19 protein-coding genes and 1 pseudogene are annotated in these 21845 nt (G+C 67.0%); 2 read left to right on the forward strand and 18 right to left on the reverse strand.

Going from position 1 to position 21845, the window contains the following annotated elements:
* Positions 1-13 precede the first annotated feature (13 nt).
* The 9 genes and pseudogenes from QR64_RS23145 to QR64_RS23180 form a co-directional block, all read right to left on the reverse strand.
* Positions 14-844 (reverse strand): class II glutamine amidotransferase, encoded by an 831-nt coding sequence (locus QR64_RS23145; RefSeq protein ID WP_039587497.1) that lies wholly within the window; start codon positions 842-844, stop codon positions 14-16.
* A gap of 59 nt (positions 845-903) precedes the next feature.
* Positions 904-2226 carry a diacylglycerol/lipid kinase family protein gene (locus tag QR64_RS23150; protein WP_039587499.1) on the reverse strand — a complete coding sequence of 441 codons (1323 nt, stop codon included), beginning with the start codon at positions 2224-2226 and terminating at the stop codon, positions 904-906.
* A 197-nt stretch (positions 2227-2423) separates the two neighbouring features.
* Positions 2424-3494, reverse strand: coding sequence for a YeiH family protein (locus QR64_RS23155; RefSeq protein WP_039587502.1), 1071 nt, complete (start codon positions 3492-3494; stop codon positions 2424-2426).
* On the reverse strand, positions 3484-5097 hold the full coding sequence (locus tag QR64_RS23160) for a long-chain-fatty-acid--CoA ligase (protein WP_039587503.1): 1614 nt from the start codon (positions 5095-5097) through the stop codon (positions 3484-3486). Before QR64_RS23160 ends, QR64_RS23155 begins: the two co-directional genes overlap by 11 nt.
* An 11-nt stretch (positions 5098-5108) precedes the next feature.
* Positions 5109-5438, reverse strand: a 330-nt coding sequence (locus tag QR64_RS28435) for an RBBP9/YdeN family alpha/beta hydrolase (RefSeq protein ID WP_235367310.1), incomplete at its 5' end; no start/stop codon positions are given.
* 1 nt (position 5439) lies between these two features.
* Positions 5440-5711, reverse strand: a pseudogene (locus QR64_RS28440) (RBBP9/YdeN family alpha/beta hydrolase); the annotation flags it as partial.
* A gap of 57 nt (positions 5712-5768) precedes the next feature.
* A complete protein-coding gene (locus QR64_RS23170; RefSeq protein WP_039587506.1) occupies positions 5769-6821 on the reverse strand; it encodes a 3-keto-5-aminohexanoate cleavage protein in 1053 nt (350 codons plus the stop codon).
* A 54-nt stretch (positions 6822-6875) separates the two neighbouring features.
* Positions 6876-7778, reverse strand: a complete 903-nt coding sequence (locus tag QR64_RS23175) for a TauD/TfdA dioxygenase family protein (RefSeq protein WP_039587508.1) — start codon at positions 7776-7778, stop codon at positions 6876-6878.
* A 40-nt stretch (positions 7779-7818) separates the two neighbouring features.
* Positions 7819-8793, reverse strand: coding sequence for a quinone oxidoreductase family protein (locus QR64_RS23180; RefSeq protein ID WP_039587511.1), 975 nt, complete (start codon positions 8791-8793; stop codon positions 7819-7821).
* A 164-nt stretch (positions 8794-8957) separates the two neighbouring features.
* On the opposite strand from QR64_RS23180, the gene QR64_RS23185 reads away from it, so the two are divergent.
* Together QR64_RS23185 and QR64_RS23190 are read left to right on the forward strand one after the other, a co-directional pair.
* On the forward strand, positions 8958-9968 hold the full coding sequence (locus QR64_RS23185; RefSeq protein WP_039587512.1) for an AraC family transcriptional regulator: 1011 nt from the start codon (positions 8958-8960) through the stop codon (positions 9966-9968).
* Positions 9969-10151: 183 nt separating this feature from the next.
* A complete protein-coding gene (locus QR64_RS23190) occupies positions 10152-11549 on the forward strand; it encodes an MFS transporter (protein WP_039587514.1) in 1398 nt (465 codons plus the stop codon).
* Positions 11550-11602: 53 nt separating this feature from the next.
* Here QR64_RS23190 and QR64_RS23195 read toward each other — a convergent pair whose 3' ends face one another.
* From QR64_RS23195 to QR64_RS23235, 9 genes are all read right to left on the reverse strand, one after another.
* The gene (locus QR64_RS23195) at positions 11603-12040 is read right to left on the reverse strand and encodes an SRPBCC family protein (protein WP_039587515.1); all 438 of its coding nucleotides are present in this window, start codon (positions 12038-12040) and stop codon (positions 11603-11605) included.
* Positions 12041-12130: 90 nt separating this feature from the next.
* Positions 12131-13765, reverse strand: a complete 1635-nt coding sequence (locus QR64_RS23200) for a cation acetate symporter (protein WP_006551608.1) — start codon at positions 13763-13765, stop codon at positions 12131-12133.
* The gene (locus tag QR64_RS23205) at positions 13762-14127 is read right to left on the reverse strand and encodes a DUF485 domain-containing protein (protein ID WP_019289889.1); all 366 of its coding nucleotides are present in this window, start codon (positions 14125-14127) and stop codon (positions 13762-13764) included. Before QR64_RS23205 ends, QR64_RS23200 begins: the two co-directional genes overlap by 4 nt.
* A 124-nt stretch (positions 14128-14251) precedes the next feature.
* A complete protein-coding gene (locus QR64_RS23210; RefSeq protein WP_039587517.1) occupies positions 14252-16048 on the reverse strand; it encodes a cation acetate symporter in 1797 nt (598 codons plus the stop codon).
* Positions 16049-16055: 7 nt separating this feature from the next.
* Entirely contained in the window at positions 16056-16430 is a 375-nt protein-coding gene (locus QR64_RS23215; RefSeq protein ID WP_033096946.1) for a hypothetical protein, read from the reverse strand.
* Entirely contained in the window at positions 16427-17209 is a 783-nt protein-coding gene (locus QR64_RS23220; protein WP_006551612.1) for a LytR/AlgR family response regulator transcription factor, read from the reverse strand. Before QR64_RS23220 ends, QR64_RS23215 begins: the two co-directional genes overlap by 4 nt.
* A gap of 31 nt (positions 17210-17240) precedes the next feature.
* Positions 17241-18455 carry a sensor histidine kinase gene (locus tag QR64_RS23225; RefSeq protein WP_039587518.1) on the reverse strand — a complete coding sequence of 405 codons (1215 nt, stop codon included), beginning with the start codon at positions 18453-18455 and terminating at the stop codon, positions 17241-17243.
* 74 nt (positions 18456-18529) lie between these two features.
* On the reverse strand, positions 18530-20044 hold the full coding sequence (locus QR64_RS23230; protein WP_052227409.1) for a SulP family inorganic anion transporter: 1515 nt from the start codon (positions 20042-20044) through the stop codon (positions 18530-18532).
* Positions 20045-20120: 76 nt separating this feature from the next.
* The gene (locus QR64_RS23235) at positions 20121-21767 is read right to left on the reverse strand and encodes a Na+/H+ antiporter (protein ID WP_039587688.1); all 1647 of its coding nucleotides are present in this window, start codon (positions 21765-21767) and stop codon (positions 20121-20123) included.
* Between the last annotated feature and the right edge of the window lie 78 nt (positions 21768-21845).

Raw genomic sequence — 21845 nt, forward strand, 5'->3', positions numbered from 1 at the left:
GAATCCGTGGCGATCAGGTCGATCGCACAGGCGAAACCGGCTCGAACGCCCGGAACTGCTCTTCCCTGCCCCGAATGATGCCCGCGCTCGACTCCGGCACCTCCAGCCAGGCCCCTTCGAGATCCCGGAGGGGTTCGGACACCACGAAACGGGTGTCGTCCCCCAGCCTGTACAACACCTCCACTTCGGGATGTTGCGCCCTTACCGCCGTGATGTCGGCCGAGTAGAACAGCGAACGCGTCTGTCGCTCCGTCGAATACCGGAAAATCCAGACCGAGATGCCGTCCGTGGTCGCAATCGTTCCCTGCATGGGATTCTCGACACCGCGACGGGCGCCGACGTCCTCCACGAAACCGACAGCCTTCGCCACAGCGGTGAACGGATCATCGGTGAGACCGAAGGTCAGCGCGAGGAAGAACAACATCTCGGAATCGGTCGAGCCTTCGATCCCGTCGTAGAGACTCGGATCCACGGCCATTGCCAGATCACGCTTCATCACGTGGAAGCCGTGCACCGCGCCGTTGTGCATCCACATCCAGTTCTCGTGCCGGAAGGGATGACAATTACTGCGTTGCACCGCAGTTCCTGTCGAGGCACGGATGTGCGCGAACAACAGCGGAGTCCGGATCTGGGAGGCGATCTCCCGAAGATTCCTCTCGTTCCAGGCAGGTTCGATGCATTTGAACACCGCTGGTTTCGGCCCCTCCCCATACCACCCGATCCCGAAGCCGTCCCCGTTCGTGGTCGTCGCGCCCATCCGGGAGTGCAGGCTCTGATCGATCAGCGAATGAACCGGACGGAAGAGCAGGTCCTCCACGAGGACCGGATCACCGGAATATGCCATCCATCTGCACATCCCTCCATTGAAAGCGTCGGACACGTGGAATGCGGGGATAGAAGAATTCAATTCGGCCACAATATTTCCCGTAACCGGGCGAAGTCCGGCCTCGGCGGCGGCAGCCGCACACCCGGACGGTCGCGGGGAACTCGAACCCGTAGCGCTCCGGTGGAGATCGTGCATCGAACGGGTGTCGACAACATCACCGACTCACCGTCGACTCCGACGGGAATCTCCGGCACGTCCGCATCGACGACCACCTCCGTCGCAGTGCGCTGCAACAGTCCTCGGTCGTGAGTGCGACGGAACAGGCCGACGGCCTGGCGGGCGTTCGAGACCGAGATCGCGACGACACCGAGCCGCCCACTGTCCAGACGGGCTCTTCGCCCGAGTCCCGCCAGGTCGTCGAATGTGTACGGGCCGTTGCTGACCAGGACTGCCTGCGGTCCCTCGACGGTCTCGGTATCGATTCGCGCCCGCAACCCCGGCCTACCCTGCTCACCGAGCAGATCCGGCAGCATCTGCAACACCGTCGCCGTCTTGTCTGCACGGTACTGCGGGCTCCGCACCACCTCCGCGTAGACGCCGAAGGACGCATTGTTGACGAACGGGCGACCGTTGATCCGGCCGAGATCGACGCGCAGTTCGACCCCGTCGCGGAGGGCGTCCAGACCCGCAGCCGGGTCGTCCCGGTCGAGCCCGAGGTCGAGGGCGAAATGGTTCCGGGTTCCGGCGCTGATCACCACGAACGGAAGACGGTGTTCCGCTGCGACCGCGGCGACCAGGGCCTGCGTTCCGTCGCCACCCGCGACGCCGAGCAGGTCCGCTCCTCGTTCGACTGCGTTCTCCGCCAGTTCGGTGACGTCGAGTTGCTGCGGTCCGCTCAGCAACACGACTTCGGCGCCGAGTTCCTCGGCTTTGCGCTGCAGGTCGAAGTGGACGACCTTGCCCCCGCCTGAGCGTGGATTCATGACGAAGAACGGGTGCTGCACGGGAACGGCCGGGAACTCCGGCTGCGGACTCACGCGATCGGCCCGCAGGGCGCGGCGCCCGCACGCGACCGCCACGGCGACGAGCAGCACCGACGCGATCGCAACCCACAGGTGACCCGACGCCGCGAAGACGACGATCACGACCACAGGCGCGAGGACGGTCACGGCCAGAGCCGCCCCGCGGATCACGCCCCGGTGGGTGAGGAACCAGTAAGCCGCGGCAACGGCCAGGGCTGCACCGGCCGCCGCGACCAGCAACAGCGCGACGACACCGCGCAGACCGGCTTCGGCGATCGGAAGCACGATGGCAACGATCAGCACCACCACGGCGGTCCACGCCCACCGGCGGGAATCGGCGGGCACCGGGTCCCGGTGCGATTCGTGTTCCTCGGCCATCGACTCGACCTCGCAATCGTTCCTGCGCGCCCGGGCAGCCGACCTCGCGGGCCGGACGGACTTCTCGGGTCGAGGACCGACCACCTCTTCCGAGCTTGGCACGATCGTGTGCGGGTGAGGAGTGTTTTGCCGTTGCAGAATTTTCTGCGACACCGAATGTTTCGCTGCGTCGGCGATGCCGACAGTATGGGTCGGGGTCAGCTCAGCACGAGGACACCGACGAGGGCGATCAGCACCACCCACAGCGTGGAGGCAGCAGCGAGCACGAACGGTCGCAGCCCGATCGAGCGCAGCAGTCCGACCCGGACCCCGAGACCCAACCCGAACATGGCCGTGGTCAACAGCGCTGATTGCACGAGCGCGGCGTGCTCGAGCACGACGTCGGGAAGCAGTCCGGAGGACCGCACCGCCACCGCTGCCAGGAATCCGATCACGAACACCGGCACCAGAGGCGGCTGCCGGCCGACCGTGTCCTCGTGGACGCCCGTCTCGCGACTGCGCCGTCGGCGGACCACGCCCAGATATGCCATCACCGGGGCCAGCATCAGGACCCGGGCAAGCTTGACCACGGTGGCGACCGCGAGAGTTCCACCGCCGATCATGCCTCCGGCAGCGACCACCTGCGCGACCTCGTGGATCGACCCACCGGCGAGGATGCCGGACTGCAGGTCGTCCATCCCCAGAACTCCCACCAGCAGCGGAATCCCCGGAATCATCAGTGTGCCGAAGACGACGACCAACGCGATCGAGGTGATCACCTCCTTGCGCTTCGCGTCGACGACTCCGTCTGCGGCAGCCACCGCCGCGGCGCCGCAGATCGAGAATCCGCACGAGATGAGGACCCGCTGAGTCCACGAAAGTCCGAGGACCCGCCCCAGGTACATCGTCCCGGTGATCCCGGCCGCGACGATGACCACGACGAGCGCGATGACACCCCACCCGAGGGTGAGGATGTCGTGGAAGACCAGTTGGAGGCCGAGCACGGCGATGCCGAGGCGCAGCAGCCGCTTGGTCGAGAAGTCCACGCCGGGGCCGATCCACGCCGGGACGGGAACCAGATTGGCCACCAGCGCTCCGAGCACGATCGCGATCAACATCGGGTTCACGGCGGGAAACAACCGACCGAGCACGATCGCGATCGCAGCGCCGGCCGCGCACACGCCGATACCTGCGACGAGGACAACCGCGCGGGAACGCGGACCCACCGGCGTCGCCTCCGGCCGGACGACGTCCTGCGGCGTCGATGTCACCTCGACCTCACCCGACATCCGGCGAACCCTGACCCGTAGATGTCGTGCTCGCCGATACCACGCCTGCCGATACCGTGCTCGTCCGTACCGTGGCGACGAGTTCGCGTTTGAGAATCTTGCCCGTCGCGGTCGTCGGAAGCGTCGTGACGATCTCGATCGAGCGCGGATACTTGTATCCCGCCATTCGGTCGCGGCACCAGGAGATCAATTCCTCTTCCGTGATCTGCGCCCCTGCCTCAAGGATGACGAAGGCGCCGACCTCCTCGCCGTACACCTCGTGGGGAACGCTGACGACCGCCGCGAGTGACACCGCTTCGTGGGTGATCAGCACTTCCTCGATCTCTCGGGGGTAGACATTGAAGCCTCCGCGCACGATCAGATCCTTCGCGCGATCGACGATGTAGTAGAAACCGTCCGCATCCCTGCGAGCGAGGTCGCCGGTACGCAGCCAACCGTCCCGCATCACTTCGGCGGTGGCATCCGGCCGGCCGTGATATCCGGACATGACATTGTGTCCGCGCAGGGCGAGTTCCCCGATCGTGTCGGTAGCTGTGACGGTGTTCCAGTCGGCGTCGACGAGGCGGGCCTCGACTCCCCACACCGGGACTCCGATCGATCCGGGACGTGGGTCACGTTCCGGATCGCTGAACAACGCGAGCGGAGACGTCTCGGACAGCCCGTAGCCCTCGAGGATCCGGACACCGAAGCGCTCGGAGAACCGGGTGAGGATGTCGACGGGCAGGGCGGCGCCACCGGAGATCGCCCGGCGCATCGTCGCGGCGATCGGTTGCACGTCGACCGTCTCGTCCACCGCATCGAGCAGAGCCCAGTACATCGTCGGGACCCCGGCGAAAACGGTGACGTCCTCCTCGATCATCAGTGTCAGTGCGGTGCGGGCATCGAAACGCGGCAGGAGAACCAGCGTGGCCCCGACCGACAGTCCCGCATTCATGGTCACGGTCTGACCGAAGGAGTGGAACAGCGGCAAGGTCACCAGGTACGTGTCGGTACACATCGGACTGCTGTCGAACAGACGGTTCGCGGTGAGCGCGTTCGTCACCATGTTCGAGTGGGAAAGGCAGGCTCCCTTCGGTTTTCCTGTGGTTCCGCTGGTGTAGAGGATCACCGCCGTGTCCTGCGGATCACGTACCACCGACGAACGGACATCCGATACTTCCCCCAGCGCAGTATCGAGACTGTCCGCACCATCGAGTCCGCCGACGACGAACATGTCGCGACACTTCGGTGCTGCGGCGAAACCGGCACGACCGTATTCACCGATAGGCAGGTCAGGTCCACCTTCGGAGCAGAAGAACGCCCGGGCGCCGGAATCCTGCAGATGGTAGGCGATTTCATGTCCCTTGAGCATGATGTTCAACGGCACCACGACGGCGCCGGCCTTGAGGATGCCGTAGTAGACGATCACGAACTCCGGCACGTTGGGGATCGACATCGCCACGGTGTCGCCCGGCGCGATTCCACGCGCGATCAACAGGTTGGCCACCCGGTTCGCTCGGGCGTCGAGTTCGCCGTAGCCGATCCGGGTGTTCCCCAGCACCAAGGCGTCCCGGTCGGGATACCGGCGGGCGGAATCTTCCAGGAGAACGGACAGATTGAGCATCGTGCTCGCTTTCAGAGTTCGGACGGTACAGAGGTAATCTCGGACTGTGCTGCCGCAGGACGCCCGAGTAGCTCCCGCAGGAGGACGTCGGCGGCAGGCCAGTCGCCGAAGCCGGAGGCAGGATTCAGATGTCCCACCGCACCGAGGTCGACGAACCGGCTGCCCCACGCCTCTGCCAATCCCGCGACCCGACGCCGGTCGGCGAGCGGATCGTTGCTGCTCGCCGCGAGGATGCTGGGAAAGGGCAGGCGGCGACGCGGTATCGGAAGCCAGCCGCCCCTGTCGAGATCGTCGATCGTGGGATACCCCTCGGGTAGCGGCTTCTCGACGTCGGCCGGTGTNGCACCGAGGACCGGCCTGTTCGATGTGTGGGCCCAGTGCGCGGTGATCAGGACACCGGCGCTGTGCGCGACCAGCACGATCGGACCGTCGACGTCGCTGACGACCGCGTCGAGCGCGGCGATTCGCGCATCCAGGCTCAGCCGGTCGTGGTCGAGCGGAGGTACGGTGCGTACCCGGTCGAGTCGATCTGCGAGCAGTGTCTGCCAGTGGTCGGCGACGTGGTCGCGCAGGCCGGGCACGATGATGACGGTCGGTTCGGTGTCGTCGTTCATCTCTCCGAAACTTCCCTTCGTACGGAGCATTCCCATGCAGGTGCGAGCCGCCGGGTGTCAGCCGTGGTGGGTGAAGCCGACCTGACCCGGGCGGCGGTTGGGGGCGTAGCCGAGCTTCGCGAGCGTCTCGTCGGCGTCACGGTAGGTCTCGCCGATCCGGTAGATCTCGCGGGCTTCCTTGCCTGTGGCGACCTCACGGCCGAGTTCGTCTGCGAGACGGACCAGTTGCCGGATCTGTTCGACCGAGGTCATCTTCTCGCCCTTGCGTCCCCAGAGGGTGTCCTCGTTGCCGCATCGGGTGTGCAGACCCATAGCGATGGCCATGGTGTTGACCGGCAGCACCGAACGCATGAGGGTTTCGAGTGTCAGGCAGGCACCGTCCGGGACACGCTGGATGAAGTTCATGATGTTGTACGGGTTCGGTCCGTCGAAACCGCCGCCGATCCCCACCCAGGTCAGGTTCAGCGGACCGGTGTAGATGCCGCGTCGAATCAGGCGTTCGACGGTCTCGAGCTGCGGGATCGACGACAGCTGGAAGTGCGGCTGGATGCCGGCGGCCTGCAGGCGTCGCAGGTGCTCCTCGACCCATTCCGGCCCGGCGGGCACGGTCATCTCCCGGTAGGTCACCGCGAGTTCCGGACGCTCCATCGAGGTGCCGGCGATGTCGTCCGCGGTCATGAGCTCCATGATGTTCATCTGGCTGGTGTTGATGGCGATGGTCACCTGGTCCGGCTTGGGATCCAGTTCGGCGAGCATGTGCCGAACATCGTCCGAGAGCCACTTCGCCTCGGCACCTTCACCTTCCGGCGCGAAGGAGATCGATCCTCCGACCTGCAGGATCATGTCCGGCACCGCTTCGCGCAGGCGGGAGAGCAGTTCGTTGAACTTCGACAGGCGCTTGCTGCCCTTGCCGTCGAGTTCGCGAACGTGGATGTGCAGCACGGTGGCTCCGGCCTCGTAGCAGTCCACCGCCTGCTGGACGTGCTCGTCCATCGTCAGCGGCAGGTCTTCCGGGAAATCCTCCGGCTCCCATTCGGGTCCGTACGGGGCCGCGGTGATGACCAGCTTCTCCTGGCATTCGGGGAACAAGGCATCGTCGTGGAAGTGCATCGTGGTCTCCTGTGGATCGGGTCGTGCGTGATGAGGGAAGGAAGTTCTCGAAGGTCAGAAGGGACGATCGCCGGCGATTCCGGCGCGCTCCATCCTCCGGACGGCAGGCCAGTAGTCCTGGACCGCGTAGTGCTGGGTGGACCGGTTGTCCCAGATCGCCACGCTGTTCGGCGTCCATCGCCACCGGACCTGGTACTCGGGGATCGTCGCCCGGCTCTGCAGGTACCGGAGCAGCTCGCCCGCCCCGGGGGCGTAGTCGATACCGCAGCGGACGTTTTGTGCCGTATGGAAATTCGTGAAGTGTGTGGTGAAGCTGTTGACGAAGAGGACCTTCTCCCCCGTTTCGGGATGGGTGCGGACGACGGGGTGCTCCGCGTCCGGGAACCGGTCCTTCAGAGCGAGTCGCTTGTCGATCGGCAGTCGCCCACCGAAAGATGCCTCGATGCTGTGACGCGCGCACAGCCCGGCGATCTGTTCCTTCACGTGCCCCGGGAGTTGCTCGTAGGCGAGTGCCATGTTCACCCAGATCGTGTCGCCACCGACGGCGGGACCTTCGACGCATCGGAGCACCGATCCCATGGGTGGGTTCTCCCGCCAGGTGGCATCGCAATGGTAGGAGTTCTCGAACGCCTCGGGTGGGCTGTCGAGGTCCTTGTAGATGCGAACCAGGCCGGGATGTTCCGGATCGCTGCCGAGTACCGGATGGTCCTCGAGCGAGCCGAAACGCTCGGCGAGCGCGACGTGCTCGGCCCTGCTCATCTCCTGGTTCCGGAAGAACAACACCTTGTGTTCGAGCAGCAGCGCCTTCAGTTCTGTGAACCGTTCGTCGTCACGGGCCACCTCGGCGAGGTCTACGCCGTGCAGTTCTGCGCCGATGCTGCCGGTCAGCGGTCGTACGTCCATCGAGAATCGGCGACATGTCTCGTCCCGGACGTGGGCGTGGTCGAAGGTGGTCATGACGGTCTCCTGAGCGTGAGGGGGTGGATCGGGCCGAAGGTCAGATCGAGAACACCGACGAGCCGACGCTGATGCCGGCTTCGAGGTCGCGGTGCGCTCGTTCGGCGTCGGCGAGTGCGTATCGCTGGTTGATCTCGATCTCGATATCTCCGGCCGCGACCTGCGCGAACAGCTCGTTCGCCAGTTCGGCTCGCTCGACCGGATCGGCGATGTAGTCCGCGAGCGCGGGCCGGGTGACGAACAGCGAGCCCTTGACCGCGAGGTCCATGGCGCTGATCGGTGGGATCGGGCCGGAGGCCGTTCCGAACGCGACGAGCAGGCCTCGGCGGGCGAGGGAATCGAGCGAGGAACGATGGGTCGAGGCCCCGACGCTGTCGAACACGACGGGCACGCCGGCTCCGTCGGTCAGCTCGCGCACTCGTTCTGCGATGTCCTCACGGGTGTGGACGATGACCTCGGCACAACCGTAGGACCGAGCGACCTCCGCCTTCTCGTCAGTGGACGTCGTTCCGATGACGTTGATTCCCAACCGTTTCGCCCATTGGCAGAAGATCAGGCCGACGCCCCCGGCTGCGGCGTGCAGCAGGACCGTGTCGCCGGCTTCGAGCGGGTGGATGCGGCGCAGGAGGTACGCCGCGGTCAGGCCGCGCATGGTCATCGCGGCCGCGGTGTCGAAGGGAATTGCGTCCGGCAGTGCGATGAGGTGTGCCGCGTCCATCACTCGTTCGGTGCTGTATGCACCGAGCGGGCTTCCCGTGTAGGTGACGCGGTCGCCTTCGTGGAAATCGGTGACGCCGGGGCCGACCGCCTCGATCACACCGGCGGCCTCGACGCCCATTCCCGCCGGCAACGGCGCCGGGTACAGCCCGGTACGGAAGTAGGTGTCTGCGAAGTTCAGGCCGACGGCTTCGTGCCGGATCCGCACTTCGCCGGGGCCGGGGTCGCCGACCTCGACGGCTTCCCATTCGAGGACGTCGGGGCCGCCCGTCTCGTGGAAGCGGATCGCGTGTGCCATCTGTGTTCTCCTTGGATGTCGAGCGTTCTGCTAGCGCAGAGTGGGTGTGACGCCGATAACACGAGACTAACGAGCACAGATCCGGAATACTTATCCCTGCGGGACATATTCGTTGTCATTCGGGGACAGTCCTTCAGGTCGCCGGGAGATCGAGGAGATGCGCGATGACGCTGCCGAAGCCGTTGGCGCGCTACGCAAGACTGACGGGTTTCGTCGAACTGGCCCGCTCGCTCTCGGTCGATCCGATCGAGCTGTTGCGCAGCGTCGAGCTGGATCCGTCCGGACTCGACCTGCAGGACCGGTGGGTACCGGCGGCGTCGATCGTCCGCTTGCTGGAACTGTCCGCTGCCGTCACCGCCCATCAGGATTTCGCGCTGAGACTCGCCGAACGGCGACGCCTCTCGGCCCTCGGCCCCTTGAGCGTGGCCATCCGCGACGAACCGAACGCCCGTAGCGCCCTGCGCATGTTGATCCGTTTCCAGCACACGTACAACGAGGCGCTGTTCATCGACGTCACCGAGCGTGACGGGCTGTCGACGATCGTGCTTCGCGTCGAACCGGGCGAACCCATGCCCGTGCGCCAGGCCACGGAACTTGCGGTCGCCGTCATCCACCAACTTCTGCAGTATCTGCTCGGCGACCGCTGGCGGCCCGTGTCGGTGTGTTTCGAACACGGCCGGCCCGGCGACGACAGCACGCACCGTCGCGTCTTCGACGCGCCCCTCGTTTTCGACGGCAAATATTCCGGAATCGTCGTATACACCGGCGATCTGGATCTACCCAATCGCCTCTCCGATCCTGTCCTCCGCAGTTATTCGCAACAGGTCCTCGACGACCTCTCGGCATCCGAGACCCCCGCGCTCGAGCGGCGGGTCCGGGAGCTCGTCGAACTGTTGTTACCGACCGGGCGCTGTTCGGTCGACCAGGTGGCAGCGAGTCTCGGTGTGGATCGCCGCACCGTTCACCGGCACCTGGCCGGATCGGGACAGACCTTCACCCGGGTCGTCGACGACACCCGGGCCGAACTCGCCCAGCGGCTGGTGACGAGCGGGCGCCACACCTTCGCCGAAATCTCGGAAATGTTGTCGTTCTCGGCCCCGAGCGGGTTCTCGCGTTGGTTCACGCGCCGATTCGGCATGACTCCCCGGGAGTGGCGCACGCGCTCCGAAGCCTGAGTGTCCCGAAATGGACAGAGCTGTGTCCCCTCGAGATAAGTGAGTACGACGCATCCCGACTACTGTGATGTGCACCACGGCAATTGCGGACCGGCGCAGGCCCCGCCGTCCTCCCCCATCCCCGCGCGAGACCCGTGGAACTGCTCGGGTTCCGACCCGCCCCTTTTCTATCGAGGAGCTCCTATGGGAATTCTCCCCACCCCGATCGGCACCTCTGCCGAACTCACCCTCGAATCTCCGGACGAGGTAACGAATTCCGGTGGTTCGACACCCGAGAAGAACCGACGCCGGCGCGTCGCATACCCCTGGTTGGTCTTCGCGCTGACGTTCGCACTGCTGCTCTCGGACTATATGTCGCGTCAGGTGCTCAGCGCGGTCTTCCCGTTCCTGAGAGCGGATTGGGCACTGACGGATTCGCAACTCGCATCGCTCACCAGCATCGTCGCACTGATGGTGGGCCTGTTGACCTTTCCGCTGTCCCTCCTCGCCGATCGGTGGGGCCGGGTACGGAGCCTCACCCTGATGGCGGTGATCTGGAGTATCGCGACACTGTTCTGTGCCGTGGCGGCCAACTACGAACAGCTCCTCATCGCCCGCTTCCTGGTCGGAGTCGGCGAAGCCGCCTACGGCAGTGTCGGAATCGCCGTGATCCTGAGCGTTTTCGTCCCGCGCGTCCATTCCGCACTCAGCGGTGCCTTCATGGCCGGCGGCTCGTTCGGTTCGGTCATCGGCGTCGCGCTCGGTGGCGTCATCGCGGTGCACCTGAGCTGGCGGTGGTCGTTCGCAGCCATGGCGGTGCTGGGCCTGATCCTCGTCGCCCTGTTCCGCGCCCTGGTCACCGAAGACAGGTTGTCAGCGCACAAGGTCGGTCAGGACTCAGCGCCGTCCGAACCATCCGTTCGTCCCGATGGACCGAACGTCCGGGTACCGATCTCGACGCTGTTCACCAGCCCCGCCGTGTGGTGCGCTTACCTCGGTGGCGGCCTGCAGATGTTCACCGCCGCCGTGTTGCTGGCCTGGACGCCCAGCTTCTTCAATCGCGAGTACGGCCTCGCCCCCGACAAGGCGGGGATGGTCGCGTCGATCTTCGTCCTGCTGATCGGCACAGGCATGGTGATGTGCGGGATGATCACCGACCGGGTCAGCCGCACGAACCCGTCGGCGAAGTGGACCAGCGCTATTGCGTTCTGCGTCGTCTCGCTCGCGTCACTCGGCATCGGATTCCAGCTGGCACCCGGCCCGGCGCAATTGATCCTCATCGGGATCGGCGCATTCTTCGCCGCCGGCTCCTCGGGTCCCACTGCAGCCATGGTGGCACGACTGACGCACGAGTCGGTGCGCGCTTCCGCGCTCGGTACCCTCACGGTCGCCAACAACGTCCTGGGGCTGGCGACCGGACCGTTCGTCGTCGGGATCCTCGCCGACCGTCTGGGTCTACTCGCCGCGCTGCAACTGACCCCGCTGGTGTACGCACTCGCGATCGTGGCGCTGATCTTCGGTAAGCGTTGGTACGCAAGCGGCGTGGAGCGGCTGCACCGTCGGAGCGCAGCCGCATCGGATCATCATGTCCCGACTCGATGAGATCGGGTGGGGCCACCACGAAGCCGTCCGTGGTTCACGCTGCGCCAGAGGCGTCAGTTCCCGCCGTAGCGGCGTGCGAAGGTGTCGAGCGACGACTGCAGGTCGCCGTGCAGGACGCGCGCAACCCCCGATCCGATCGGACCGAACAGGGGCGCACCGCCGAGGTCGATCTTCATCGACAGCGTCGAACCGTCCCCGCGAGCTGCAACGGCGAGTCGCATGGAGAACTTCGTACCTCCCTTGCCGGTCCCCTTCAGCACCACGTGGTGCGGCGCGTCCAGTTCGACGATGGTCCACGTGACGCGGTTGCGCATGCCCTTGACGGATACCACCGACTGCAGGGTGGTGCCCTCGGCGAGGGTGTCCGGCAGGTCGCTGCGCCACCTGTCGTGGATGCTCAGCCACTCCCCGAACGACTCGAGGCGGGAGGCGTGCTCCCACGCTGCGTGTGGGTCGAGCGGAAGGTCGGTGGACACTTCGAGTTTCGCCATGGTCCGCAACAGTAGACGGTCCGTTCCGCCGGCGGGGCGCCCCGACACGACGGTGGCCCGCCCCCGGCTCGNGCCACGCGGCGCAGAGGATCAGTGGGAGACGGCCTTCTCCACACCGACGCCGGTGAGCGAGCGGACCTCCATCTCCGCCTGCTTGTACCGGTCCTCCTGCTTGCGGCGTCCGACGAAGGTGCCGACGATGCCGAGGACGAACGCGAGCGGGATGGACACGATGCCCGGGTTCGACAGAGGGAACCAGGAGAAGTCCACGTTCGGGAACATCGCCGAGGGTGCACCGGACACCGCCGGGGAAAACACGATGAGCACGAGGCAGCTGATCAGACCGCCGTAGATGCTGAACAGGGCGCCGGTCGTGTTGAACTTCCGCCAGAACAGCGAGTACAGCAGGGTGGGCAGGTTCGCCGAGGCGGCGACCGCGAAGGCCAGGGCCACCAGGAAGGCGATGTTCTGTCCCATGGCGAGGATACCGAGGACGATCGCCACCAGACCGATCACGACGACCGTGATCCGCGAGACCCGCACCTGCTCGTCCTCGGTGGCGTTGCCACGCTTGATGACACTGGCGTAGATGTCGTGGGCGAAGGATGCCGAGGCGGTGATGGCCAGGCCGGCGACGACCGCAAGGATCGTGGCGAAGGCGACGGCCGAGATGATCGCCAGGAACAGAGTGCCGCCGAGTTCGAAGGCCAGCAACGGAGCCGCAGAGTTCTCCTTGCCGGGAGCGCCGAGGATCGCGTCGGGGCCGACCATCTTCGCGGCACCGTAACCGAGCACCAGGGTGAACAGGTAGAAGGCGCCGATGAGGGCGATGGCCCAGGTGACCGAACGACGTGCTTCCTTGGCGGTCGGCACGGTGTAGAAGCGCATCAGCACGTGCGGCAGGCCCGCGGTGCCGAGGACCAGCGCGAGACCGAGCGAGAGGAAGTCGATCTGCGTCATGTTGCTGATGCCGTACTTGGCACCGGGAGCGAGCACGTCACGCTGCGCGACGGCCTCGTTCGACGAGCTCGACACCATCGCCTGAGCGTCGGCGAGCAGCTGCGAGAAGTTGCCCCGCACCGCGAACAGGACGAGCACGAACATCAGGCCCGCCCCGGCGACGAGCAGCACGGCCTTGACCATCTGCACGTAGGTCGTGCCCTTCATGCCGCCGATGAGCACGTACACGATCATGAGCACACCGACGACCGCGACGACGATCGCCTGGCCGGCCTTGCCCTCGATGTCGAGCAGCAGCGCGACGAGTCCGCCGGCGCCGGCCATCTGTGCGAGCAGATAGAACAGCGACACCGCGAGGGTCGAGAGCGCCGCCGCCATGCGGACGGGGCGTTCCTTGAGCCGGAAGCTCAGCACGTCGGCCATCGTGAACCGGCCGGTGTTGCGGAGCAGTTCGGCGACGAGCAGTAGGGCGACGAGCCATGCGACGAGGAAGCCGATCGAGTACAGGAAGCCGTCGTATCCGTAGACGGCGATCGCACCGGCGATACCGAGGAACGACGCGGCCGACAGGTAATCGCCGGCGATGGCGAAGCCGTTCTGCGGCCCGGAGAACTGGCCACCGCCGGTGTAGAAGTCGGAGGCCTTCTTCGTCGTGCGGCTGGCCTTGATGACCAGGCCCATCGTCACGACGACGAACGCGACGAAGATGGCGATGTTGAGGATCGGGTTACCGACGTCGGCCCCACTCTGCGCGAGAACGGTCACTGCTGCGGTCCTTCCAGTTCCTCGCGGATCGCGGCGGAACGCGGATCCAGCTCACGGCCGGCGAACTTCACGTAGACGGCGGTGATCACGAAGGTCGTGACGAACTGGCCGAGACCCAGGATCAGCCCGACGTTGATGTTGCCGATGACCTTCGTCGCCATGAACTCGTCCGCGTAGGTGGCGAGCAGGACGTACAGGGCGTACCAGGCCAGGAAGAACGCCGTCACCGGGAACACGAAACGGCGCAGACGGCTGCGCAGTTCCTGGAACTCCGGGCTCTCCTGCATCGTGACGAACTCCTGCGGCGTCGGTATCCGTCGCTGCTGGGGTACGCCACTCTCGCTGAGTGGTGCTGTGGTCACTACCGACTCCTTGGTCGTCGTGTGAGGTGAGGATGATCACAACGCTAATGAGACGGCTGTCACACGAACAGAGGAGGCAAGAGATGGAACGACGAGGGGTGTCCTCGTGCGACGAACGGTCACGTCACCGCGACGAACGGCGCCTCTCCCCGGGTCCCCGCCCCCGGTCGCCGAACGCTCCGAGTTCGCGGTCGCGGCCCATGCCGAGCCGCTCGGGCACGTGCATGCGAGAGAAGGTCCTGCCGACGTCGCGCGGGATCCGGCGACGCGTCAGCACGCTCACCGCGATCATCGTGACGAACGCCAGCGGCACGCTCAACGCCGCAGGATAGGCAGAGAGCACCGTCGGCCACCCTGCGGCCACCGACGGATCGATCGGCAGCAGTACGGTGGCCAGGGCGGCGCCCCCCGCAACGAGACCACCGACGACCATCCCTGCCGCGGCACCGATCGCGGTGAGGCCACGCCACCAGATCCCCAGGACCAGCAGCGGACACAGCGTCGACGCAGCGATCGCGAAGACCTGTCCCACCGAACGCGACAGGTCGAGCGAGGTCACCGACAGCGCCAGCACGAGCGGCACCACGCCCGCGAGCACCGCGGCGATCCGGAAGTCGCGCACCCGTCCGCGCAGCACGTCCGTGGACAGCACGCCCGCGACACTGACCAGCAACCCGGAGGAGGTCGACAGGAAGGCCGCGATCGCGCCCGAGGCTACGAGGGCCGCGAGCAACTGCCCTCCCCAGCCGGACAGCACCGATCCCGGCAGCAAGAGCACCGCGGCGTCCGACCGTCCCGTGATGAGCAACTGTGGGACGTACAGGCGCGCGAACACTCCGAGCAGCGTCGGGAACAGATAGAACAGCCCGAGCAGCCCGATCACGGCAAAGGACGTCATGCGCGCCGCGCGACCGTCCGGGTTCGTGTAGAAGCGCACCAGCACGTGCGGCAGACCCATGGTTCCGAGGAAGGTCGCAAGCATCAGCGAGTAGACCTGGAACAACGGATGTTCGCTGCTCGCCCCCAATCCGGCCCCCGGCGACGCCCAGCTGTCGTTGTCGGTCGGCGCACCGGCCACCACCGGCACCGGAGAACCGGCATCGAGGACGAGTTCGGTGCCTGCCCCGAGGACGTGCTCTCCCGGCTCGAGTTCGAAGTCACCTGCGACCGATCGGCCGTCGATCTCCCCGGTCACCACGACCGGCAACGGCTCGGCGACCTGCACGACCACGTCGATCGTCACGTCGACGGTCGTGATCTCCGCGACGGTGGGCGGCACGGGTTCGTCGACGACCCGGTGGTCGCCGACGAAGTGCAACGTGAGGACCAGTGCGGGCAGGGCGACCGCGGTGAGCTTGAGCCAGTACTGGAAGGCCTGCACGAACGTGATCGAGCGCATCCCACCGCCGACCACGTTGGCCACGACGATCACCCCGACCACGGCGACGCCCACCCAGTCGGGCACTCCCAGAAGGATGTTGAGCGTGAGTCCCGCGCCCTGGAACTGCGGCACCAGATACAGGATGCAGATGATCGCCACGACCATCATCGACAGCGTGCGCAGCCACTTCTCCCCCAGCCGGAACTCCGCGAAGTCCGGGACGGTGTAGGCACCCGAACGTCGCAGCGGCGCAGCGACGAACAGCAGCAGACCCAGATAGCCGGCCGTGAAACCGACGGGATACCACAGGGCATCGGCACCGAACTTCGCGACGAGCCCGGCCACCCCGAGAAAGGATGCCGCCGAGAGGTATTCACCGGAGATGGCTGCGGCGTTCCAGCGTGGCCCGACGCTGCGGGAGGCGACGAGGAAGTCCGAGGTGGTGCGCGCCATCCGCACGCCGTACACACCGATCGCGACGGTGGCGATCGCCGCGGCGACGAGACCGACGACGGTGACGACGGGAATCGATCCGCTCACGGGGTCGTCAATCGTCGGTGAGGTCGGTGAAATCCTGCTCGTTGCGTTCGGCGAGGCGCAGATACACCCACGCGATACCGAGCAGGATCGGATAACCGACCACACCGAGCAACACCCACGGCAGGCGGATCCCGAGGACCGTCACCACGGCGAGACCGGGAGCGACATGGAACAGCACCGGAATGCTGCCCAGCAGGCACACGGTGAACAGCGCGACCCGCAGGGCGAGCCCGAGCTGTGCCCGGACCAGCCCGCGGACCATCGCGTCGCCCACCTCGGTCTGTTGCTGCACCTCGACCCGGGTGCGGACCATGCGCGCCCCGCGCCGTTCGGCGAGGACAACACGCTGCCGCTGCGGGGGCGATCCGCCGGTGGTGCTCATCGCGACGTCCACGACTGCATCGGACCGCGGATGAGCCGGTCCTTGAGTTCCCGCGTGTGCCGGCGGCTGACCGGCAGTTCGACGGGCGGGGAGTTGCTGTCGCTGCGCAGGCACACGACGAGACCCGAACCCACACTGCGGATACCGGTGACGAGCGGCAGCGCCACGAGAAAGGAGCGGTGCACGCGCAGGAAGCCGGCATCGGCCCAGCGGCTCTCGAGCGTCGATATCGGGATCCGCACCAGGTGCGAACCGGTCGCGGTGTGCAGTCGCGCGTAGTCGCCCTCGGCTTCGACCCAGTGGACCGACGAGCGCGGCACGAGCGTGGTGACACCGCCGAGCTCGACCGGGATCACGTCGTCGCTCTGGCCGGTGTCGGATGCGGCCTGCGCCGCGGGTCGGCTACGTTCGGCGATCCGCCGGACCGCTTCGGCGAGTCGTTCCTCCCGCAGCGGCTTGAGGACGTAATCGACGGCGCCGAGGTCGAACGCCGAGACCGCGCGATCGTCGTGCGCGGTCACGAACACCACGGCCGGGGACACCGCGAAATTGCGCAGGATGCCTGCGAGTTCCAGCCCGTCGAGTCCGGGCATGTTGATGTCGAGGAAAACCGCGTCGATGCCTCCGTCGCGCAGCACGCGCAGAGCGGTCGTCGCGTCTCCCGCGGTGTGGACGACGCCGATCTCCTCCTGCGCGCGCAGCAGGTAGGCCAGCTCGTCGAGGGCGGGCGGTTCGTCGTCGACCGCCAGCACGGTCAGGTTGTCTGTGATCTCGTTCACGGCGAATCCATCGTGCCATGCCCGGTGTTCCTCACGGCCGGATACCCGCCCTGAACTTCGGCACGCGCATGCTCACCCGGGTGCCGGCCCCCGGCGCGGTCTCGACGACGAGGCCGTAGTCGTTACCGAAGGCCGCACGCAGCCGGTCGTCGACGTTGGCGAGACCCACGTGCGCGGACTCGCGGACACCGCTGCCGTGCTCGCTCTCGGCGATCGCGTCGAGCGTGCCCGATCGCAGCAGGTCCGGGTCCATGCCGATCCCGTCGTCCTCGACGCTGATGACGCAGTCGGTGCCCTCGTCCGCCGCGGTGATGGTGATCGTGCCCGTGCGAGTTTCCTTGCCCGCGATCCCGTGCCGCACGGCGTTCTCGACGAGCGGCTGCAGAGCGAGGAAGGGCAGCGTCACGTTGAGCACCTCGGGCGCGATCTGCAGGCGCACCTCGAGGGCGTTGCCGAAGCGGGCACGTTCGAGCGTCAGGTACCGGTCGATGTTGCGCAGTTCGTCGGCGAGCAGGGTGTACTCACCGGCCGCGCGGAACGAGTAGCGGGTGAAGTCGGCGAAATCCAGCAGCAGTTCGCGGGCCCGGTCCGGGTCGGTCCGGACGAACGACGCCACCGTGTTGAGCGCGTTGTAGATGAAGTGCGGACTGATCTGGGCGCGCAGCGCGCGGACCTCCGCGCGGTCGAGCCGGGCGCGGGAGGCATCGAGTTCGGCCAGCTCGATCTGACTGCACGCGTACCGCGCCACCTCGGTGATCGCGCCGAGCAGCGCCGGGCCGGGTTCGACGGTCGTCACGACGCCGAGCACCCCCGCCACACCCATCTCCTCCACGACGAGCGGCTGGGCGATCAGTGCGCGGGCCGCGAGGTCGCCGTGGTCTCGTCGCAGGTCGTGGTGCCCGACGAGCACGCGACGCTTGTCGGCGACGGCACGGCCCGCGGCGGTGATCATCGCGTCCGTCAGTTCCTCGAACGGGCCGTCCCAGGCGAGCAGGGCGCCGTTCTCGTCCAGCAGCGCCACCGCGCGCGCTTCGGCCAGCAGCATCCGCAGGTGCGGAGCGGCCTCCTTCGCGGACGACGCGTCGAGCCCGGCGCGCAGGGGGCGCGCCGCGAGGGACGCCGTGTGCAGGGTCGCGTGGACCGCGCGTTCGGCGGGTGTGGTGACCACCCGCCGGGTCCACAGCACCACCGAGACCACGACCAGCACCAGGAGCAGTACCACCGCGGCGAGCTCGATCGCGATCATGCGCTCACGTTACGTCGAATCGATCGCCGTCGAGTTGCGCCTCGACAACGGCAGTCTGCTCCCGGGATGCGCAGTCAGTTCTCCCCACCGAGTCGGCCGGACAACCGGCGGAGGCGTTCTAGGCTCGCGCCGTCCAGTCCGACGATGGTGACCGTCTTGCCTTTGGCCGCGTACTTCTGCTGGATCGCATCGAAGGTCGCGACGGTGGACGCGTCCCAGATGTCGGCGGCGGTGAGGTCGACGACGACGTTCTCCGGGTCGCCGATGTAGTCGAACTGGAAGACGAGATCGTTGCTCGACGCCCAGAACAGTTCCCCCGTGACCCGGTAGGTGCACGTGTCGTCGCTCGTGAGGGTCCTCTCGACCGTGGTCATGTGCGCGACCCGGCGGGCGAACAGCACCATCGCGGTGAGCACTCCGAGCGACACCCCGATCGCGAGGTTGCCGGTGCTCACCGTGGCCACGACGGTGACGACCATGACGACGGTCTCACTGAGCGGCATCAACCGCAGCGTCCGCGGGTGCACGCTGTGCCAGTCGACCGTCGCGATCGACACCATGATCATCACGGCGACGAGGGCGGCCATCGGAACCAGACCGACGATGTCGCCGAGCGCGACCACGAGGATCAGCAGGAACACGCCGGCCGCCAGGGTGGACAGACGGGTCCGTGCCCCGGAGACCTTGACGTTCATCATGGTTTGGCCGACGACGGCGCAGCCGCCCATGCCACCGAAGAACCCGGTCACGATGTTGGCGACGCCCTGGCCCCAGCCCTCGCGGGTCTTGTCCGACCGGGTGTCGGTGATGTCGTCGACGAGCTTGGCCGTCATCAGCGATTCCATGAGGCCGACGAAGGCCATCGCGAGCGCATACGGCGCGAGGATCCGGAGGGTCTCGAAGGTCAGCGGCACGTCCGGGAAGAAGAGGGTGGGCAGGCTCTCGGGAAGTTCACCCTGGTCCGCGACGTCCGGCACGTTCAGCGAGAAGGCCACGGTCACGACGGTGAGGAGCACGATCGTGACGAGCGGAGCCGGCACGGCCTCGGTGATCTTCGGGAGGAACACCAGCACCAGCAGACCTGCCGCCACCAGCGGGTAGACCATCCACGGCACGTCCACGAGGTGCGGGATCTGGGCGACGAAGACGAGGATCGCGAGCGAGTTGACGAAGCCGACCATGACGCTGCGCGGCACGAACCGCATGAGCTTGGCGACGCCGAGGAAGCTGAGCAGCACCTGGAAGACGCCGCCGAGGATCACCGTCGCGATGAGATGGTCCACCCCGTACTGCTCGGACACCGGGGCGATCACGAGTGCCACGGCCGCGGTCGCCGCCGAGATCATCGCGGGCCGTCCCCCGACGATCGCGATGGTGATGGCCATGGTCACCGAGGCGAACAGCCCGACCCGGGGGTCGACGCCGGCGATCACGGAGAAGGCGATGGCTTCCGGGATCAGGGCGAGCGCCACGACCAGGCCGGCCAGGAGTTCGGTCTTCAGACGAGCAGGTGACCGGAGAGCGAACCGAACGGAGACGTCGGTGCGGGGATCGTGCGGCACCTGTTCCGGGCCGTGCGGGGTGTTCACTTGCGGAAAGTCTACCGTTGCGCCCGGTTGTCCCACCGTTGTGCACTGTCGTCCTACCGTTGTGCACTGTCTCGTCCTACCGTTGTGCACTGTCGTCCCAACGACGGCGGCGGATGCGCTCCTCCACCGCCGCTTCGTCGATGTCCAGGCTCTCGAGCACGTCGCGGAGGATCTCGTCGTCGAGTTCACCCCGATCGCGAGCGTCGATGAGGGCCTGGCGTCGCGCCTGCAGGGATGCCCGCCGGATGTCGTCGAACAACGCGGCCAGTCGTGTTCCGGCGTCCTCCGCGGTGTCCTCGACGGTCTCCGCCTCCTGCCGCGACCGCAGCGACGTGCGTGCTTTGGCCAGCAGCCTGTCGTAGATCTCCGGATCCACACCGTCGGGCGGCTGCGCGGCGAGTTCGGTGAGCACACGGTCGCTGGACTCCGCCGAGATCCTGCGGGCCACCGCCATCTGTTCCTCGGTCCGCAGCCGCTCGTAGGGGTCGGTGACGTCGAGTCTGCGGATGAGCCACGGCATGGTCGCTCCCTGGATGAGCAGTGTGCCGATGGCGACGACCAGCGCGGAGATCTGGATCATCTCGCGACCGGGGAAGTCGGCACCCGACGCGATCACCACGGGCACCCCGCCGGCGGCCGCGAGAGTGACAACTCCCCGCATGCCCGCCCAGGACACCACGACGTGTTCCCGGAAATTCAGCTGGTCGCGGCCGAGACGTTCGGATCCGGCGCGGCGCACGAGTGCGCGCCGGCCCCAGTGCAGCAGACCCCACGCGGGTCGCACGAGCATGACGACGAGCAGGATCACGACCGCGCCCAGCAACGCGACATGCAGGTCGGTACCGCTGTCGCGGACGTCGTCGAGGACGAACCGGAATTGCAGACCCATATAGGCGAAGACGAAGGTCTCGAGCACCACGTCGACGCTCTTCCACACCGCGCGTTCCTGCAGCCGCGTGCTCACCGAGACCTCGGTGGCGCGGTGCCCGAGGAACAGTCCGGCGGCGACGACGGCGAGCACTCCCGAGGCGTGGACCTCCTCGGCGGCGAGATAGGCCGCGAACGGCAGCACCAGCCCCAGCACGGTCTCGAGCGGCGAGTCGTACATCCGGGCGCGGATCAGGTGGACGGCGTACGCGAGCACCAGGCCGACGGCGATCCCGCCCGCGACCTCGTAGAGGAAGAACAGGAACGGGGAGTCGGCGAGGATGTGTGTGCCGGTGACGGCCGAGATCGCCACGGTGAACAGGGTCAGGGCGGTGGCGTCGTTGACCAGACCTTCCCCGGTCAGCACCGCGATGACCCGTTTCGGCAGTCCGAGTCGCTGTCCCACGGCGACGGCACTGACCGCGTCGGTCGGTGCGACGACCGCGCCGAGAGCGAGTGCCGCACCGAAGGTCAGCGTCGCCATCATCGCGGACGCCGTCCACGCCACGACGAACGCCGTGACGAGCACGGTGTAGATGCCGAGCCGCAGGATCGACGGCAGGTACTGCCGGAAGGTGGGAACCGAGAACCGCAGGGCCGACGAATACAGCAGCGGCGGCAGGACGACCCCGAGGATGATGTCCGGGTCCAGTTCGAGCCGCGGCAGACCCGGTGCGAACGACACCAGTGCTCCGACGGTGACGAGCACGAGCGGGGCCTGCAGGTCGCGTCGCGACGCGACGGCCGTCACCGCGATTCCGGCGATGACGACCAGCAGGATCCACGCGCCGTTCATCGCGACGGCACCGTGCCAGGTGTCCGGTTCACGGTGTGATGGTGACACAGCCGGCGGCCGGCCGAAGCGAACCCGCAG

The organism is Rhodococcus sp. Chr-9, from assembly GCF_000801125.1.
Lineage (GTDB): Bacteria > Actinomycetota > Actinomycetes > Mycobacteriales > Mycobacteriaceae > Rhodococcus > Rhodococcus pyridinivorans.